The sequence below is a fragment of the Halobellus clavatus genome (genome assembly GCF_900107195.1).
Classification (GTDB): Archaea; Halobacteriota; Halobacteria; order Halobacteriales; family Haloferacaceae; genus Haloquadratum; species Haloquadratum clavatum.
The window spans coordinates 99,096-117,716 of record NZ_FNPB01000007.1 but is presented as its reverse complement, the minus strand read 5'-3'; the positions used below and the strand labels follow the sequence as shown (position 1 = coordinate 117,716).

General features: G+C 54.6%; 13 protein-coding genes and 4 pseudogenes. 7 read left to right on the top strand and 10 right to left on the bottom strand.

Annotation, left to right across the window (positions count from 1 at the left end):
• Nucleotides 1–148 precede the first annotated feature (148 nt).
• Nucleotides 149–382, bottom strand: a complete 234-nt coding sequence (locus tag BLU74_RS11460; protein ID WP_175454627.1) for a helix-turn-helix domain-containing protein — start codon at nt 380–382, stop codon at nt 149–151.
• 658 nt (nt 383–1,040) lie between these two features.
• On the opposite strand from BLU74_RS11460, the gene BLU74_RS11455 reads away from it, so the two are divergent.
• Nucleotides 1,041–1,838, top strand: coding sequence for an IclR family transcriptional regulator (locus BLU74_RS11455; protein ID WP_089767477.1), 798 nt, complete (start codon nt 1,041–1,043; stop codon nt 1,836–1,838).
• 40 nt (nt 1,839–1,878) lie between these two features.
• Here the strand turns inward: BLU74_RS11455 and BLU74_RS11450 are convergent, their stop codons facing one another.
• Nucleotides 1,879–3,069 (bottom strand): ABC transporter ATP-binding protein, encoded by a 1,191-nt coding sequence (locus BLU74_RS11450; RefSeq protein WP_089767413.1) that lies wholly within the window; start codon nt 3,067–3,069, stop codon nt 1,879–1,881.
• Nucleotides 3,066–4,208 (bottom strand): ABC transporter ATP-binding protein, encoded by a 1,143-nt coding sequence (locus tag BLU74_RS11445; RefSeq protein WP_089767412.1) that lies wholly within the window; start codon nt 4,206–4,208, stop codon nt 3,066–3,068. The genes BLU74_RS11450 and BLU74_RS11445 overlap by 4 nt, the downstream gene beginning before the upstream one ends.
• A gap of 197 nt (nt 4,209–4,405) precedes the next feature.
• On the opposite strand from BLU74_RS11445, the gene BLU74_RS11440 reads away from it, so the two are divergent.
• A complete protein-coding gene (locus BLU74_RS11440) occupies nt 4,406–5,779 on the top strand; it encodes a substrate-binding domain-containing protein (protein WP_089767411.1) in 1,374 nt (457 codons plus the stop codon).
• Nucleotides 5,780–5,818: 39 nt separating this feature from the next.
• Entirely contained in the window at nt 5,819–6,691 is an 873-nt protein-coding gene (locus tag BLU74_RS11435; RefSeq protein WP_089767410.1) for an ABC transporter permease, read from the top strand.
• A gap of 52 nt (nt 6,692–6,743) precedes the next feature.
• Here the strand turns inward: BLU74_RS11435 and BLU74_RS11430 are convergent, their stop codons facing one another.
• The 5 genes from BLU74_RS11430 to BLU74_RS11410 all read right to left on the bottom strand — a co-directional run bounded on the left by BLU74_RS11430 (nt 6,744) and on the right by BLU74_RS11410 (nt 15,350).
• On the bottom strand, nt 6,744–8,498 hold the full coding sequence (locus BLU74_RS11430; RefSeq protein WP_089767409.1) for a TCP-1/cpn60 chaperonin family protein: 1,755 nt from the start codon (nt 8,496–8,498) through the stop codon (nt 6,744–6,746).
• 370 nt (nt 8,499–8,868) lie between these two features.
• A complete protein-coding gene (locus BLU74_RS11425; RefSeq protein ID WP_089767408.1) occupies nt 8,869–10,950 on the bottom strand; it encodes a hydantoinase/oxoprolinase family protein in 2,082 nt (693 codons plus the stop codon).
• Between the two features lie 122 nt (nt 10,951–11,072).
• Nucleotides 11,073–11,936: an ABC transporter permease gene (locus BLU74_RS11420; RefSeq protein ID WP_089767407.1), complete on the bottom strand. Its 864-nt coding sequence runs from the start codon at nt 11,934–11,936 to the stop codon at nt 11,073–11,075.
• 169 nt (nt 11,937–12,105) lie between these two features.
• Nucleotides 12,106–13,278, bottom strand: coding sequence for a metal-dependent hydrolase family protein (locus BLU74_RS11415; RefSeq protein WP_089767406.1), 1,173 nt, complete (start codon nt 13,276–13,278; stop codon nt 12,106–12,108).
• A gap of 290 nt (nt 13,279–13,568) precedes the next feature.
• A complete protein-coding gene (locus BLU74_RS11410) occupies nt 13,569–15,350 on the bottom strand; it encodes a hydantoinase B/oxoprolinase family protein (RefSeq protein WP_089767405.1) in 1,782 nt (593 codons plus the stop codon).
• Nucleotides 15,351–16,177: 827 nt separating this feature from the next.
• Between BLU74_RS11410 and BLU74_RS11405 the strand changes: the two genes are divergently transcribed.
• The 4 genes and pseudogenes from BLU74_RS11405 to rdfA all read left to right on the top strand — a co-directional run bounded on the left by BLU74_RS11405 (nt 16,178) and on the right by rdfA (nt 17,929).
• Nucleotides 16,178–16,621 (top strand): NAD(P)/FAD-dependent oxidoreductase, encoded by a 444-nt coding sequence (locus BLU74_RS11405; RefSeq protein WP_217635365.1) that lies wholly within the window; start codon nt 16,178–16,180, stop codon nt 16,619–16,621.
• A 10-nt stretch (nt 16,622–16,631) separates the two neighbouring features.
• Nucleotides 16,632–17,060 (top strand): annotated as a pseudogene (locus BLU74_RS11400) (IS630 family transposase); the annotation flags it as partial.
• Nucleotides 17,061–17,100: 40 nt separating this feature from the next.
• A pseudogene (locus tag BLU74_RS18495) lies at nt 17,101–17,187 on the top strand (IS6 family transposase); the annotation flags it as partial.
• A 121-nt stretch (nt 17,188–17,308) separates the two neighbouring features.
• Nucleotides 17,309–17,929, top strand: coding sequence for a rod-determining factor RdfA (gene rdfA, locus BLU74_RS18490; RefSeq protein WP_139175743.1), 621 nt, complete (start codon nt 17,309–17,311; stop codon nt 17,927–17,929).
• A 197-nt stretch (nt 17,930–18,126) separates the two neighbouring features.
• Here the strand turns inward: rdfA and BLU74_RS18485 are convergent.
• Nucleotides 18,127–18,304: pseudogene (locus BLU74_RS18485) on the bottom strand (IS5/IS1182 family transposase); the annotation flags it as partial.
• Nucleotides 18,304–18,561: pseudogene (locus BLU74_RS11395) on the bottom strand (PadR family transcriptional regulator); the annotation flags it as partial. The pseudogenes BLU74_RS18485 and BLU74_RS11395, both read right to left, overlap by 1 nt.
• Nucleotides 18,562–18,621 lie beyond the last annotated feature (60 nt).

Sequence of the window (18,621 nt, the reverse complement as noted above, 5' to 3'; positions counted from 1 at the left end):
ACGGTTGGCTCATCGACTATTCCAATCGTGGACGCATCGACCGTCCGGCGGGAAACCAGAGCGGTCCGGAGCCTGATCGCGCGACGTCTCGATCGAGTGAATGGAGACGCACACCCCGTGAGCCGCACCCGTGGACGTCACAAACTCGTTATTCGACGACCGGTTCGATCGCCGTATCGACATCCGAAAGGTCAATGAGCTTTTTTACGCCCCTCCGAAGGCGACCGCTTGCAGCAGACGTCGATATGTCGAGTTCCTCGGCGATCTCTTGGAGCGTCATCTCGCGTGGTTTGTCAAAGTACCCGTTTGAATAGGCGATAGCCAGTAGTTCCTGCTGTTTTTTGATGAGTCCGCTATTCTCGCCATTCACGTAGTTAGACACCTGATGAATTTTGCGAATCTCGAACATAAACGACTGTTCGTCCGCGAAGTCCCAGAGTTTCCCGAGGAGACTCGTGATCGGGAAGCTGCCATCGTTCGATCCAGCCCTCGCTCTGTCGGAAGGCGTTCAACGCAAATCCGTTTTCCTCCGTGACGGTAGACCCATGTAACAATGTATCGGGGGTGAATTCGATACGGTAGACGGGTTGATCTTCGTAACTCGGTACTTTCTGGGCGGTCGCTACTGGAGTCCGAATTGCTAGCGTCCGGGGCCTTGTAGGTGTTTGGAATAATAAAACAATATCTGGGTCAGAAGATCAGATGCCTCACAAAGAGCAGCTAAAATTACAAACATAGATTTGTAATAGCTGCTCCTCCCAGCGCGAATCATATCGGTCATATCCACTATCTGCCGCTTCATTCTGGTACGATCAACGGAGAGGCCCTGTGTTTTACTATGATCGATACTATTCGAAGGTATTTGTTTGGTATAAGCACACAAACTGTCCACACAGAGAAGGCATCTTAGCTAAAAAATAGGGACGGGAAACGATATTATGGACGAATACAAGAATAAGTTCAGTAGACTGGATATTTCCACCCCTGGTGCCTGATTAAATAAATAGTTTTAAACTTCTTCGTGTGGTATGCGTTTGCAAATGACGAAACCATCCTCACCACGGACGATGAAAACCGTTGCGACCAGCTGGGAGATAATTCACACGCTGGAAAAGCTGCAGGGAGCGGGCGTTACAGAGTTAGCGAACCACCTCGATATGCCAAAAGGAACGGTCTACACCCACCTTGCTACGCTGGTGGAGCAAAAGTACGTGGTCAAACAGGACGAAAAATACCATCTAGGACTTCACTTTCTGAGTCTCGGGGAGTTCGTGAAACGAAACAACGTCCTCTTCAAAGCAGGGCGATCCGAAGTCGAGCGGTTGGCTGAAGAAACCGACGAATACGTTCATCTGGTCACCGAGGAACACGGAGAACTCATTTACCTGCACGAGGTTCGTGGGCAGAATGCTGTGGGTAAAGAGTATTTCGAAAAAAAACTGGAGCAAACGGGGTATTTACACAGTTCGGCGTACGGAAAGGCTATGCTAGCATATCTTCCGGAGGCTCGTGTAGAAGAGATCATTGAGAAATCGGGACTCCCACAGCGAACTGAAAAAACAATAACTTCCAGAAACAAGCTCTTCGACGAATTAGAAACGATCCGAGAACAGGGGTACGCACAGAACGATGAAGAGGAAATATTTGGTACTCGGGCGGTGGGCGCTCCAATTTTGGATGAAAACGAGACTGTAATCGGAGCCATAAGTCTCACTAAACCGACGAGCAGGCTGCAAGGGGACGAATTTCACGAGAGAGTCCCTGCTCTCGTCACCAGCGCTGCGAACGTCATCGAAGTCAACATTCAGACGATGAAAAACGAACAGATCAACTACTAAAAAGCATAGATCTGCTACTTTTGAATGCTGTCGTACGCCATTAACTACCCAGTATGTCCTTCTCCAGATCGATTCCCTCTACCACGCTCGTCTGCTCGAGGAGGATCGTGTGTTCCGGCTTCCAACTCACTCGTACATCTCCCTCCGGAACGGTGGACAACTCCCACGACTTCAGACGAAGTTCCTTGCTGGCATCGTCCCTTCGTACATCCAACAACACCTGCGTACTCGACCCAGGGTTCCAAATCACGTCTTGTACCGCGCATTCGAGCGTATTTTCGTGTTCATCGGAGAGTTCCAGATGCTGCGGTCGAACCAAAAAAGACATTTCAGATTCAATAACCTCACTGATGGGCGAATGGAGATTATCAGGTGAGGCTGTGAACGAGCCGAGTTCGGTATTGATGGTTACGCTGCTGTCGGTGGTTTCCTTCTCAAGCGTTCCGGTGAACGTATTCGAATCCCCCACAAACGCCGAGACGAAAGCGGTATTCGGTGAATTATAGATCTCCGCAACCGAACCGGATTGTTCCACCTGCCCGTCGTTCATTACGATAATTTGATCAGCGAGCCTCATCGCCTGCGTCTGGTCGTGTGTGACATATATAAAGGTCGTATCGAACTCTCTGTGGATGCGAAGTAATTCCCGTTCCATTCGCTTTTGTAGTTTGTAATCCATATCTCCCAGCGGCTCGTCCAACAGCAGTAGTTTGGGCTCGAGGACGAGACTCCGTGCAAGCGCTACCCGCTGTTTTTGACCCGCTGAGAGTTCCTCCGGATCGCGATCAGCGAGTTCCTCCAACTGCATCATCTCCAAGAGGCGTTCCGTCCGTCGGCGTTTCTCTTGGTCGTCGAGGCCCATTTGCTCCAGGCCGTACACGATGTTCTCTGCGACAGTAAGGTGCGGAAAGAGCTGGAAATCTTGGAAGACGAGGCCGATGTCCCGAGTATGTGTGGGCTGGTCGGTGATGTCAGTCCCGTCGAGACTTATTGTCCCAGACGTCACGTCGAGGTTGCCGACGAGTGAGTGAAGCGTCGTCGATTTCCCACAGCCGCTCGGGCCGATAATGACACAAAAGTCGCCGGCGTCGACAGTGAAGTCGATACCATCGACTGCGAGTGTCCCGTCGGGGTATATTTTGGTGAGTCCGGAAACGTCGAGCATGGTTCCTCTGGACTCGGTTTGTTCTGGTTGTTCGGACTGGGTCGACAGGTCGCTTGTTTCGTTCATTGTTCTGCCTCTAACAGATCACTGACTTGCATCTCTCCGGTGACGCTTATCTCTTCGAAGAACTGGGCCGCGTCTGGATCGAAGCCAATCTTCGTCTCCTTCTTATCGCCTATCTTGTCCGGTTTGCCGGGCTTTACGACTTGTAGTTCGTCTCTGTGTCCGGATGCCGAGACCGAATACTCGGTGATCTCTCCAGTGTACGTCTTTCCTTCGAGGACGACGTCCACCTCGTTTCGATATCTCGCAGCGCCGTCTCCGATACCGATATCTTCCGGTCGAATTAGTACGACCCCCTCGGAATCCATCGCTGGCTGGTCTCCGTCGTTCGAGACGCCGAGTTCGCCAACTGGCGTTTCGACCCGTATTTCTGAATCGGCCCTCTGTACCACGTTGCCCGTCAGAAGATTGGAATCCCCCACAAATCGGCCGACAAACGCGTTCGCTGGATTCGTGTACACTTCCTCGGGCGTCCCGATCTGTTCTATGACACCGTCGTTCATCACGATCAGTCTGTCCGCGAGTTTCAGTGCCTGATCCTGGTTGTGCGTCACGTATAAAAACGTGCTCTCCAGCTCTTTGTGCAGTCTCCGCATTTCGATCTCCATCCGTTTCTGGAGTTTGTAGTCCAGATCCGCTAGTGGATCGTCAAACAACGTGATATCACAGTCGCGAACGAGTTGACGGGCCAACTCGACGCGCTGTTGTTGCCCGCCACTTAGCTCGTCTGGATAACTCGACTTGGTGTGCGAAATCGCGAGTAGGTCGAGCATTTCGTCGATTTGGTCTCCGATCTGGTCTTCCGATGGCGGTTCTGCCTTCTGTTTGAGACCGAAGGCGATGTTCTCCTCGACGGTTTTGTGTGGGAACAGGGTTTCCTCGAACTCCTGAAACACGAGACCGATATTTCGGTTTCTGGCGGGTGTGGCTTCAGCATTCTTCCCACGGAGATGTATCTCTCCCGAATCCGGATCTGTAACCCCGGCGATGCATTTCAACAAGGTGCTCTTTCCACAGCCGCTGGGCCCGATTACTACGCAGAACTCCCCGTCGTTAATCGAGAGATCGATGCGATCCAAGACGAGTTCGTCGGCGAACTGCTTACGCAACGAATCTATGCTGATCACTGATTGATCCGCCATAGCCTCACGTTCGTTGTTCCAATATATAATAGTCCCTCATTAGTATAATACAAAATATGATTTCGAAGAGGGTGGTAAACCTATCCCAACCAGGCCTCACCTGTCCTCGGTTTATATTTTCTCTATGAGTACAAGGGTATCATATGAAATCATCCGGTGCATTTATATGCCTCGAATGAAATGTGTTAGGGGAAGCCATGCGAGAAGCACTCAGCAGGCGAAACTTTGTCAAGTACAGTAGCGCGGCTGCAGCCACAGCTGGACTGAGCGGTTGTTTTGGTGGCGATGGCCAGGACAGTACCGACAGTGAGGGTGATCAAGGGGGGACCAGTAGTAGCGGCTCATCACTCCAATGGATTGGCCCCGCCTACGGGGTCAGAGACGGTCAGGGTGAAAAGTACACAGAGGTGACCGGGAACGAAATAGAATTGACCACGGCTACCGGAGCGACTGTTCAGCAACAGGTCCTGAGTGGAGGGCGGGAATCGATGGACGTGTTCTCGTTGGACACCTCGACCGCATCGGCTCTTACTGTGGATAACGATGCCAGCCACGAGTTAGACACGGCCGATCTGGATAACTGGTCGGAAAGCGCCATCTCGGATCTCTTTTTGAACCCCAGCGAGCGGATTCCGCAGTTGGAAGAACAGACGGAGACGATCGATCAGGAGGTGTGGGAGAGCAAGTCAGAGGGCACCCTTCGGCTCCCGCCGTACGCGTATAACTTCGACGCGATTGGCTACAACCCGAAGTATGTCGACGACGTATCGAAGTGGAGCGCATTGTTCGACGACCAATACGAGGGTGAGGTGCTCGTCAACGGTGCTGCCCCCATCCAGATTCCGCAGACGATGATGCACCTCCTCGACAACGATCAGATCGACGGATCAGTCGGCAAGCTAAACAACCCCACGGAGGACCAACTCGACACGGTTATCGATTATCTGGTCGAACAGAAGTCGAACGGACAGTTCAGATCGACGTGGACCGCCTACGGTAACTCGGTCAATTTGATGGCCGGCGAGGAGGCAGTCCTCGGTGACCTTTGGCAGCCGGCAGCCCTCGACGTCCGCCGTTCTGGTACGCCGTGTGAGTACGCGACGATGAGCGAAGGGACACAGGGCTATCGGTTCTGGTACGTTGGGATGGCACCGCTCAAACCGGGGGCGTCCGATCGGAATAATCTCGAGGGCGTCCACTCTCTGTACAACGATGTCCACCTCGGCGCGTGGTTCCCAGGATACATACAAAACTGGGGATACTCAGTCCCGCACTACCCGAACAAGGAACTGGTTCGTGACGGGTCCGACAGCAGCGGAGAGGGGATGGGTCCCGAATACTATGACTGGGCCTACGAAGGCAAACGGACCTACGAATCGATCGATGACCCGGCGCTGTTCGACCCCCAATCGTACGACTGGTCATCTGAAGAGGGCACGCCCGCATCCGACGGTCAAAAGAGGGACTGCGGTTCGATCGAGGAGCGAATCGACCGTATCGGGTTCTTCCAGATCTGGCCCGATAATGCGGAATATATGCTGGACCGCTGGCGGGACTTCCAGAGTGCGTAAGAAGCGATATCAACAAACAGAGACCACCTACTGGATACTATGAAAAAGATATCACGTGATTCCATATCGATCCACGAATCGTACCTCCTGGCTGGGCCCTCGGTGCTCTGGTTCGGCGTATTCCTCCTTATCCCGCTCGGAGTCATCAGTTACTACAGTTTCCTCACCTACAGTTCGTTCTCGATAGAGCATACCTTCACGCTTAAGCCCTGGATCAGCGTCATCACGTCTGATACGATCCGTCAAGTACTCGTCGAGACGCTATTCACCGGAGCGGTTGTGACGCTCATCACTCTCGTCTTCGGGTATCCGCTGGCGTACTACCTTCGGTTCCATACCAGTCAGAATGGCGGAATCATTCTGTTACTGTTCCTCATCATCCCGTTTTGGACGTCGGGGGTTATTCGAACCCTGGGGTGGATTCCGGTTCTCGGAAAGGAGGGCGTGATCAATCAGCTGCTATTACTGGCAGGTTTAATCGACCAACCGCTCTCTTGGCTACTCTTCTCACCTGTCTCCCAGATTCTGGGATACTTACAGAACTACGTGGTTTTTATGGCTGCTCCGATCTACATCGCTCTCACACAGGTGGATGAGGGATTACTGGATGCTTCGGAAACGCTGCGAGGCAGTCCGATAGCGACGTTCAAAAACGTGACTTGGCCACTCAGCCTCCCGGGCGTCGTGATCGGAGCGATCTTCGTGTTTGTCCTTTCGATCGGCAATTTCGCTGTTCCGCAGTTCCTCAGTGGCGGGAGCAGCACGGTTTCTACGCTAATTTATACGACAGTGAACCAAGGACTCGACTATCCCGCCGCATCTGCGCTCTCGCTTATGCTGCTGATCGTCATATTCGGGATCGTCTATCTCTCTCTTCGCAGAGTGGATATTACAGAACTTGCCCGTGGCTAGCGGTTCAGTACTTCTTCGAATTCCCGTCAGAACAGACTCGATTCCTTCGGGATCATTCCCAGACAGTCGGGGAACCGGTTTCTTCGACGTGTTCCTGATGTTGCTCCGCCGGCTCCTGGTAGATTGCGTCGCCCGTATCCACCGTGTTCCCCTCGAACGTGGCATCTATGGCATCATCGACACGAAGTACTAACGCCGCTAGGTCGGTACCACTCCTGTAGACGTTCTTTTTCGTCGGAATCGTATCGACGACCCCGGCTTCAAGCGTATCGGTGATGTCCCCCTCGGGAAGAACGACGCCGACGTTCGAGTCCGTTCGATTCGCTCTTCGGAGATCTGCGACAGTGGCAAGCGGATCCATCCCGGCGTTGGCGACGAGCGACTCTACTAGACTTTCGAGAGCTGAGGCGTACTCGTTCATCGCGAGCTGGCTTTTCGAGTCGTGCGTCTTTGCCTCACGTTTAATTCGGCGTGCGATCGCCATTTCTGTGGCTCCGCCGCCTGGAACGACGCCTTCCGAAGGCCCGTCTCTCGTCGATTGTGCGGCCGCCAGCACCGCTTTTCGGACTTGGCGCGGCACTTGCGATTCGAGCGGTCCGAACGTCCCACACAAGAGCATCGTGACTGAATCGGGATCGGTACAACCCTCGAAAATGACGATGCGCCTGTGCTTTCGACGGTGCTTTCGCTGTTCGATTTCCCGCTCCACGACGGTGTCGCAGCGGCCGAGATGTTTCGAGTCGACGTCGTGGTTGGCTTTCACGACATTCGCTCCAGTCGACAAAGACAGTCGCTGTAGATTGCGAGGATGGACGCGCCGAATCGCCATAATCCCGTGATCAGCCAACAACTGCTGATAGTGACTGTTTATCCCCATCTGCGTGACTACGACGTCGGTACCGGCCTGGACAATCTGATCGACGAGGTCCCGTCGCTGGTTTGCTGCCATTCGTTCGAAGGTGCCGATCGTTTCCGGCGACTCCAGTTCGACCTCGAAGTCGTCCACGATGTCCGGATCCTGTAACCCACCCTGATCGTGTCCCCCCAGCAACAGTACACTCGCATCATCGACACGTCGAGGCATATCCTGACGAACCACAGTATTCCGGTCCAGGACGGTCCCTTCGATCAACCGACTGTCGCGTATCGATCCGTGTCTCACCGTCGTGACGTCGAACGTTCGCTCGTTCGGCTCACCGATCTCTTCGGCGGCAGCAGCAGCGAGATCCGCGATCTCGTCCCGCATCTTTCCGAAATCGTTCCCCGTGAGTGCTGTCCGGGCCGCGTCAGCGGCAGTACCTCCCTGGTTCCCTTCAGGGGTGATGCAGGACGAACGAAGCGTATCCTCTGCGACTTTCAGACTTGATTTGAAGCCACTGACGATTTCTTGGGGGTGCACTCCCTGTTCCAGTAGATCGATGGAATTCGTGAGCAGCGCGTTCGCAAAGAGGACCTTCGAGCTGACGCCGTCAAAGATGTCCTTCCCATCGATGTCTGTATCACCCGGTCGGTACGGTCCGATAGAGCGCTCTAGTAGCTCACCGACCGGATGTTGTATCGAAAGCGACTGCAGGAGGTGTGCACCATCCCCGGTTACAGCGTAGTCGTCGACTTCCAATTCCGTGTCGCCGCCGGTCCCCGTCGAAGGTGTATCGAGCAGCAGTACGTCCATAGACTGTGGGCCGACTGTCGATCTGAACACCCCCGATATCGCGTCGATGGCCGTGATATTCGCGTGGGGGAACGTGATCGAGTGTTCGGCATCGTCGGGACGGCCTCCTGACTGGACTGTGGGGTTCGACTCCATCTACACGAGTGGTACCCCTCGGTACAGAGGAATAAATCTTTGGCTGGCCAAACGGACGATGGGTCCTCCGCCGAAGCAAAAGAGCGTCAGGAATCCCGGACCGCACAGATTTCGTGGGCGCCACATTCAGGACAACGCGGAAGATCGATCATCTCTCCGTCTCGCTCGCGACGATCACAGATCCAATACAAGCCCTGAAATGGCGGGATAATCGTGCCACAGTCTTCACACCGGAATGTGTACCCTGATTCGTCTTCGGGATATCGGGGCATACGAACGGTCTGAGTGTCACCGGGTTATCCCAATCTTGGCAGCAGGCACGGTCTCACAACGACGGACGAGGGCCTCGGTCCCAGAGGCAACGCGCACCTCAACGGGTTATCCGGAGCGCTCCGCTCGGGAGGACTTCGGCCTCCCACTCCGGATTGATGACTACAGTGCTGTCGAATTCGTCGACGATGGCAGGCCCCTCGATTCGGTTACCCGCTCGAAGGTCCTCACGGTCGTATCTCGGTGTTTCGTACTCTTCGGGTTCGAGCGACGTTCCGAAGGAGACCGGATGGGACTTCGTCTCGGCGTGAGATGGATCTTCGGATCCGCTTTCGATCTCGACGGGGTCGTACTCCACGCTGTTGGCCGACGCCGCGACACGGAGGTTCAAGACTTCGACGGGGTCGTTCTCGAAGTAGTGCCCGTACTCTTGTTTGTGCTTCTCCTCGAACTGGTCTCGGATCCGCGACCGCCAGTCGCCGTCGGTTCCCGTGTATTCGATGTTGAGCTCGTACCCCTGTCCTTCGTACAGGCAGTCGATTGACTTCCGGAAGATCGCGTCCTCTTCGACGTCGATTCCGTCAGAGCGTAGCTGCTCGGCACCGCGCTGGGTCAACGATTCGATACGGTCTTCGAGTTCATCCCCGTCGACGTTCTCTAGACGCTTGCTCAGCGTAACCTGGTTGTCGTACTGAATGTCGCCTGTCATAAGTCCCCGTGCGGAGCCGATCCCGGGCGACGGTGGAATCAGCACCTTGGAGATATCGAGTTCTTCGGCGAGGTCGACCGTGTGCATCGGCCCTGCACCACCGAATCCGACGAGCGAGTATTCGCGAGGGTCATACCCTCGTTGCATCGTCTGCTCGCGAACCGACTGGTACATATTGCTGTTTGCGACGTCGAGTACGGAAAGTGCTGCTTTCTCGACGGTACTGAATCTCTCTTGATCGACTGCATCGACGAGTTTGTCTTGAATCGCCTGCTCGGAGAGGTTGGGATCGATGTCGAGTTCGCCCCCGAGGAACGTTTCCGGATCAATGCGTCCGAGCACGACCTGGGCGTCGGCAATCGTCGGTTCGTCGTTCCCCCGCCCGTAACACGCGGGACCGGGGTTTGCACCGGCGCTCTTCGGTCCGACGTTGAAGCCCTGTGCCCCATCGAACCAGGCGATAGAGCCACCACCACTACCGATGGCCTCGATGTCCAGCATCGGGGTGATGGCCGGATACTCGCCGATTTCGCTATCACGCGGATCGCGCTCCAGGAGGCGTCCGGGCAAGACGGAAATATCCGCACTCGTGCCGCCCATATCGAACGTGATGATTTTCTCCTCGTCGCTCGATTTGCCGGTGTACTGTCCGGAAAGCACACCCGCTGCGGGCCCCGAGAGGAGCGTCGTCACCGGCCGCTGACTGGCCTCTCTGATACTCGCTACTCCGCCGTTGGACTGCATGATGAGTACGTCTGCGCCCTCGAACCCGTAGTCGTCGAGTCGCTCCTGTAACCGGTCCAGGTAACTCGACATCACCGGAGCAATACGCGCGTTGATGGCTGTCGTCGAGAAGCGCTCGTATTCGCGGAACTGAGCCACGACCTCGTTGGATGTCGAGACGAAGACGTCCGGGAATTCCTCTTGGATGATCTCCTTCGTACGGTCTTCGTGTGCCGTATTCAGGTACGAGTGGAGGTAGCAGACGGCGATGGATTCGACGCCCTCGTCGACCAGTTCCGCGGCCGCTTCACGAACCTCCGACTCGTCTAGCGGCTCGACGACTTTCCCCGGCGGATAGATCCGTTCGTTGACCGTCTTGCGGTAGCGACGGTCCACGAGCGGGTCCGATTGATGTTTGATCTCGTGCTGTACCGAGAACGTGTGGGACTTCCGGTGCCGTCCGATATGGATCGTGTCTCGGAACCCCTCCGTGGTTATCATACCGGTTTTCGCACCCTCGTGCTCTATCACAGCGTTCGTCCCCACCGTGGTCCCGTGCAGGACGCTGTCGACCTTCTCGGGGGCGATACCAGCACGTTCACATACCTCGAGGACCCCGTCCGCCGTAGATTTCGAGGGGTCATCAGTCGTGGGGAGTTTGTATGTATGCTCTTCAGTGCCGTCGACGAGGATGATGTCGGTGTTCGTTCCACCGACGTCTGCGCCAATGCGAATAGTACTCTCTGTCATAGTGTCTCAATATGTTCGACAGTCTATGCCACAGGTACCTACATAATAAATTTTTCGGATGTCGTGTCGAGCGGATCAATTATGGACGGCACTGACGGGATTACGCTGATCCGCAGAGGCGATCAATTACGACCGCCATAGAAGATTAAGAGGCTCGCTCCGATGAGCAACAGCGTCGACATAACGGTCGTGAAACTGCCGAGTGCGAACAGTTCCGGGGTCGCTCTCTTCGAAGCCGCGATACTGAAGATCTGGATGGGCATCGTGTTTGACTGTCCGACGACGAGGAGACTCCGGGTGGCCTCGTTATACGAAAGCGTGAACGCGAAGACGGCCGCTCCGAGTACAGTAGGCCCGATCTGCGGAAGGATCACCTCCCGGAACACCGTCCAGTTCGACGCCCCCATCACCCGAGCCGCCTGCTCGTTACGGGCTAGATGCGGCGGGATACCCGCAAGGAGTACGATGACGGCGAACGGGAGCGCCCAGACCACGTGAACCGGAATCGCTAGCCACAGACTCTTGTCCAACCCCAGTAATTCGTTGAAGAACAAAGTCGCGCCGACCCCGTACGTGATACCGGGTGTGATGATTCCCAACAGAAGCACGTAGAGAATTGTCTTCCGTCCCCTGAACTCGTAGCGGTACGCGAGCGCCGTTGCAGTACTCAGTACGGTCGTTAGCACAGTCACTACGAGCGCCACTTTGAGCGATCGCACGATCGCGGCCATCACTGCCTCGTTTGCGAACAGTTCGGCGTACCACGAGGTCGTGACAGCGACAAACGGGAAAGTCAGACCTCCTTCGTTGAACGAGAAGGCGATGAGCGAGATGATAGGAGTGTAGATATACACGGCAATCAGTATCGCGTAGGCGATGAGAACAGCACGTAACGACGTCACTGACGAAAATTTTCCGTAGCCGTACCGTAGGGCCCCACCTATGGACCAATCACTGACTGTCTCTGTGTAGGATGCACTCGCCATCTTGTGATGACAAGGCACATCAAGGTTAATAAATCTATGGCTCAAGCCAACGGTGCTATCGGAAAATCAGTTTCGGCGACCACCCGCTTCCGCCGAATTGTCCGATCCAAGTTACCGGGACGATACGGACGTACGTGGCGATACCGAGTCCGAGAGAGGCTCGGTTTCCCTATTCCGTCACCACGTCTCCGTCTGCGACGACCACCGAGGGCGAGCCGGTGACGTCGATATCCTCGAACGGGTCGTCGGAGAAGCCGACGATGTCCGCCGGAGTCCCCTCCTCTAGGACGCCCAATTCGGGGCGGTCGATCTCTTCTGCAGGTGTACTCGTTGCGGCGGTGAGTGCCTGCTTTTCAGTCATCCCACCGTCCACCAGACATCGCAGTTCGTGGTGCAGTGCCGGGTGCGGAATGTTGGGCGATCCGGCGTCACTTCCCGCCAGAATACGAACGTCGCTTTCGATCGCTTCCTCGAAGACCTCCCAGTGACGTTCCGACACCCGCTGTGCGTTCTCGTAGGCGTACTGTGGAATGTCTCCCTCCCCTTCGGCCACGGTCTTGTAGATGTAGAGCGTCGGTTCGTACGCGATATCCTTCTCTACCATCCGCTCCAGGCTCTCGCTCGTCATCAGGTTTCCGTGTTCGAGGGTGTCTACGCCCGCCTCGATGGAGTTTTCGATCCCCTCGGTCCCGACGGCGTGAACGGCCACGGGGATATCGAACCGGTGGGCTTCCTCGACGGCAGCGATGACCTCCTCGCGGGAGAGTTCCGACATCCCGGGATCCTCCCCCACGGCCTGCCCGTACACGCCACCGGTTGCACTGATTTTGATCACGCGCGCACCCTTGTCGCGCTGCTTTCGAACGCTGGAGCGTACGGCGTCGACTCCGTCGCTTTCCATCCCCCAGAACGGATCGTGACCGCCGCTGATAATGATCGTCTGGCCGCTCGCGTAGATCCTCGGCCCCGTGATGTCTCCACGACGGGAGGCGTCGGCGACGCTGATGGCGATGTCGTGTGTGCTTCCGATATCTCTGACGGTCGTCACGCCGCCTTCGACCTGTTCGCGGGCCATCGCGACGGCGTGGATCGTCTGTTCCTGTTCGGACTGTCGCCTGAGGGTTTCGACCGGATCGCCAGTACCGTCCCACACGAGGTGGACGTGGAGGTCGATCAGTCCGGGCGTGAGAAGTTCGACCTCTTTGACGGTCTCAGCAGATCCGGGCTTGTCGTCGTACACTCCTTCGATGGTGTCGTCTTCGACAGCGACCCACTTTTCCTGTTGTCGTCCACGCTTTGCGTCCCATACATCTCCGTGTAGTAACAGTTCGTATTCGCTCATTATTCTGCTCCCTCAATTGTCATCTCACTAGCACTGGCTGTTCCGCATACGCAGCTATACACTGGCATACCCTATCACATACCTCGACTAATTATATTAATTTTTCGCTGAAGTCGGCGAGGTACATCCGACCTCAGATTTCGTGGAAGCCGTCAACGGCTACAGCTCTCGGCGATAGGAAAACCGAGTCGCTTGTGGATCACGATTTCACTCGTTGGTCGCTGGAGACTTTCATTACCCTATCGGACGCAGAAACGAATTCGACAAAGCCCTCGGAATGACTCTGATCCTCAGCTATTTCGCAGGCGTTGCGTCGCTTCAGTGTCTACCCCGCCGTCTTCGATGACGACACCGTATTCCTCACGGGCAGTCTCTTTGGTGATGTATCCGTCACGGTAGTCATCGTAGACCTTCTGCTCCGGCCGATCGTGCGGATCGCCGTAACCGCCGCCGCTGATGCTCTTGATCGAGAATTTGTCTCCGGACTCGAACTTGTATCCCGACACCTTCGACGGTAGCGTGATTTCTTCTCCGTCGGGTTTGATGTGTTTGAGTTCTCCGGACGGCGCTCTCTTGCCGCCGTCGTACCCCCACGATCCGTACTTGTTTCCGTCTCCTTCGATAGTGATCGTCGAGTCACTCAGGAACTTCACCATTCGCTCGTGACCGTGACCGCCGCGATGTTCGCCGGCGCCCGCCGTTTCCTCGCGGAGGCGGTAATGCTCGATTCGGAGCGGGTGTGAGAGCTCTATGTCTTCGACTGGCCGATTTTGGGTGTTGTGTACCAGTGCGTCGACTGCATCGAGTCCGTCGGATTCGGGACGTCCACCGTATGCGCTCTCGTTGACCTCGATGTATACCCAGTATTCGTCGTTTTCGTCCACGCCGGAGTAACTGATGAAGTAACAGTGCGGCCCCGACCCGGCGGAGGTCTTCTCCGGAATCGCGTTGCTGAACGCTTTCAGGATGAGGTCGCCTAAGAGGTCCACCTGATTGATTCGCGCGAACGCTGACCGGGGCATACTCGGGTTGAACAGACTCCCCTCTCTCGCCTCCACGTTTATCGGTTCGAACGTTCCCGAGTTCTGGGGGATGTACTCGTCGTGAGTGGCGGTATCAGTCAGAATCGCTCGAACGATGAAGTACGATGCTGGTTCGGCTGATCCTCTGAACGGAACGTTGTATCCGGTCATCACCTCATCGTTGGATCCGCTGAGATCTATCGTGAGGTCACCGCCGTCGACCGTGAGCTCTACATCCACCTTCAGACGTTCGTCACGGTTTCGACCGTCGTCGTCGAGGTACCCCGTCTCGTGGTACGTCCCGTCGGGAACCTTCTCAATTTCTTTCCGCATCAAGGATTCGCCGTAGTGCATCAGGTCCTCGCTGGCTTGGAGGATCTGGTCGTAGCCCTCATCTTCCACCAGACCGAGGAACCGCTCTTTGCCGACCTCACACGAGGAAATCTGTGCCTGAAGGTCACCTAAAACCACGCGCGGTGTCCGTACGTTCTCCTCGATCAGATTCCAGATTTCGTCGACTCGCTCCCCTTGGTCGTAGACCTTTGTCGCCTTGAATAACGTCCCCTCCGCGTAGACGTCCTCAAGATCGACGGCCAGACCGGGTGTCGCCGCACCGATATCGAGGTGATGTGCGTTCGTGGCCGTCCACGCAATGTGTTCTCCTTCGTAGAATACCGGCGTGATGACCGCAATGTCGGGCGAATGGGCCGCACCGTAATGCGGATGATTGTGAATGAATACGTCGCCCTCGTTGATGACCTCGTCGGGGTTCTGCCCGCGCTCCTCGAAGGTTTCGAACATTCCCTCGACGGACGCGATGAGCGTTCCCACCTGCATCGGGGTGAAATCACCTTCTGCGATCTGTTTCCCTTCGGCGGTCAGGATACCAGATCCAATGTCCTCGCTTTCGCGAATGATCGACGAGTACGCTGATCGAATCAGTTTGTGTCCCATTTCTTGGGCGATCGTATCGAGCTCACCACCGATGACCTGTAGAGTCACCGGGTCAATTTTTCGCTCCTGAATTACTTCTTCGGCATCCATTGTCATACAGGAGGTTGTTACTTCCTAACCTTACTTAAATTTATGGTGTGATACAAATGCATTGTTCGCTGTATTTGGTAACATCTAATTACTTTGACTACTAACCCCGGACCCACAGAGCAAATACGAGCAGTTGAATCCGTTCATAATACAAAGACAGTAAGATTCGATTGCTTTCACTCCAGTCCGTCGAATCGGCAACTCCCCTTTTCGGCACTTTTGCCCTCGTGTGTCTGTTGATCCGAATCCTTCGCAGTTCAGTCGAGGTAGTCTTTCACTTGTCTACGTTTGGAATAGTCGAACAGTATGTCCGACGGTCCGAATCGCGGGACCATTGAGAGAGACGACTGATTTTCTCGGCTTCCGTCTCGACTCAGTACGATTTGACAGAATTGATATTACAATCCTAAAATTGTAATTGCAGTGGCGGCACAGGACTGAAACGGATTTATCCTCTTCATCTTCGCAACTCCCTCACGTGGGAATTAAATAGAGTTTGTAATATGGAAACACGGTTCGAGGCGGGTTCAAATTCATTAACCCCATCGGAGTACCAATTCGGCCACTATTAGTATCGAAGCGTTTGCGAGTCTTCCCTTACTCGATTACGCGATGTCGTATGACGGACGTAGCCTCTGTGGCAAACGCTTTTTTTCCGCGACTGATTTATAAATCCGCTCAGTATTGAGAGTGATGGTAGTTACAAATAAAATCAATAATAATTAATGTATGACATTCAATGCACTCGATGGCCGCTCCCCGGTTAGCGATGACGATTTCGCAGAGATGACACCGGTTCTTACAGACAAACTACTCGACGGAATGTATCCCCAATGAGCGATAGCGACTTTCCATCCAGCGTAGGTACCGTCATCATCGGGTCCGGGATCGTCGGCAGTTCTCTCACCGGAGAGTTAGCCGAACGCGGATGCGATGACATTTTCTTGATCGACAAGGGCCCATTGTCGGATCCCGGTGGCTCGACGGGCCACGCCTCGAATTTCATCTTATCAGTCGAACACAGCAAGGATATGACGCAGATTACCTCCGTGAGTCGAGACATCTACCGCGACTTCGGGGCCTTCACGAACTCCGGGGGGATCGAGGTTGCCCGGACCGAAGAGGGGATGAAGGAACTGAAGCGGCGGGTCGGCTCCGCGAAGGCCTTCGGCGAGGAGGCGGAACTCCTCACGCCTGATGAGGTCGAAGAACTCGTCACCTACGTCAACACCGACTCATCAAGGGCGGCTTCCACAGCAAGGGGGTGGCACGTGTGATCCCCTCCGCGCCGGCGAACCACGCGGCACGCGGCCCTCCGTCGAACTCTCAAGGCAATATGACTGGACGTGTCTGTTGGGCGCGATTACCGAGGCCGGTGATCGCTTCTTCTCCCGATTCGAAGAGTACTTCACGGCCGAACACGCAAAAAAAATTTCATTTTAGAATTATGTAAAGAATTCGAAGATGAGTTGATCATCGTGTTGGACGGAGCCCCGTATTTTCAGGCCTCGGCCGTCACGGACCTGGCGGCCCGTGACGACCTTGCCTTCGTGACGTTACCCCCCGTATTCACCAGAGTTGAATCCGGTCGAAGCATACTGGAGACAGCTGCAAAAGGCTCTTATCAACCGCTTCTTTGACTCGCTCGGCAAGTTAACAACAGCGATCGATACCGCTCTCGACCAACTTTCTATCCCAGAAGTATACATTATTTGACTAATACTATAATTTATAAGATAATTAATAAAAATTCTGTTTCTCAAACTGTTTCAGCACCGCCGAAGCAGAGACTGCCGATGACTGGATCAGATCGTTCAGTTTCATATGGAATCAGCTTATCTGAACACTACCCCATCTAATTATGATTTAATTTGTATATGAAAGTCTCTAACCACTCACCGACAAAGCAGCCCTCGGTTACTGTATTGCGTTGCTAATTTAGTGCAGAAACTATTATATCAGATATGCCAGATACGCCTGACTCAACGCGATCTAAAGTTGGCGGACTCATTGATCAGTATGATATGTCGGATGTTGGTCAAGAATTGGAGGATCGGTGGCTGGGAAACGAACACGACACTCAGAGCCTCCGGACTCTGGCTGACTGGTTCAATAAACGTCTGCTCCGAACAAAACTGGAAGAGAATGGAATGACACTATTAGATGGTGAAGTATCCAATATTTATCGACTACTTTCGTCAGACAACGTGACTGCTGGGTCCCGTGTCGAAGCGGAAGCGACATTAGAGGACAACGGTATCGATCCGGAACAACTCAAACGTGAATTCGTCTCACACCAAGCAATTCACACGTATTTGACCAAATTCAGAGGAGTCTCTAAGGAGAAATCACCACTTGATCCTCGTGAACAGGCGCAGAATACGATTCAAAAACTCAGAAATCGGTTAATAGCGGTAATTGAAAATACTCTCGAACAGCATCGAGATCAACAGCGGATCACGCTCGGGGAGTTTAACATATTACTCGATATCCAGATTCTGTGTGAAGAATGCGGAGCCAGTTATTCGATTATGGAATTGTTCGATCGGGGTGGCTGTAACTGTGAACCAGATGAGGAGATGTAGCTGATACTGTCACCAATCTCGCTCGACAATGAAAGTAAAGATGACTATCAGAAGAAACAGCAGTGGGATGCTGCTAGTCCCCTGATCTGGTGATTTCACCGCTGCGGAACTACCGCTGAGTGTACGGATGCGAATGGGAGACAATTCAGCCTCGGCCCTGTCGTTGATGTTTCACAGAGGGTGTCATAGAACTCTTCTCACACCGTGATGATCGTGCTCCCCGGATTGTCTCCGCGTTCGTAGTTGGTGATAGCGACGACGAGACGAAGGCACAGGGCAAACGAGACGAAGGCACAGGGCAAGAAACACCTGCGCTCGTGCGTGGACGCGGCCTCGGGCGTGCGTTCGCCCGAGGCCGCAGTCCTTCACTGATTCCAGGGGTAACCCTGTCGGCGCTGGTCGTCGTCCAGGGCGACCTCCTTCACGATGCCCTCACCGATCAGCTTCTGGATGTGCTTGTAGACAGTGGCGTCACTCACGCTGGGGTTGAGCTCCTCGAGTTCGTACATCGAAGGAAGCTGCTCGGGGTGCTGGAGGATGTTGTTGATCAGGGTAAACCGCGTCTGCTGAGTGACGAAATGGATGAGTTCCCGTGGTGCCGTGTTCTCACCGTTCCCAAGGCCACCGTCCATATTGGTGTGTTCAATCGGTACGCCAAAGTAGTTTACCACAGAGTAAACTACCACGCAGAA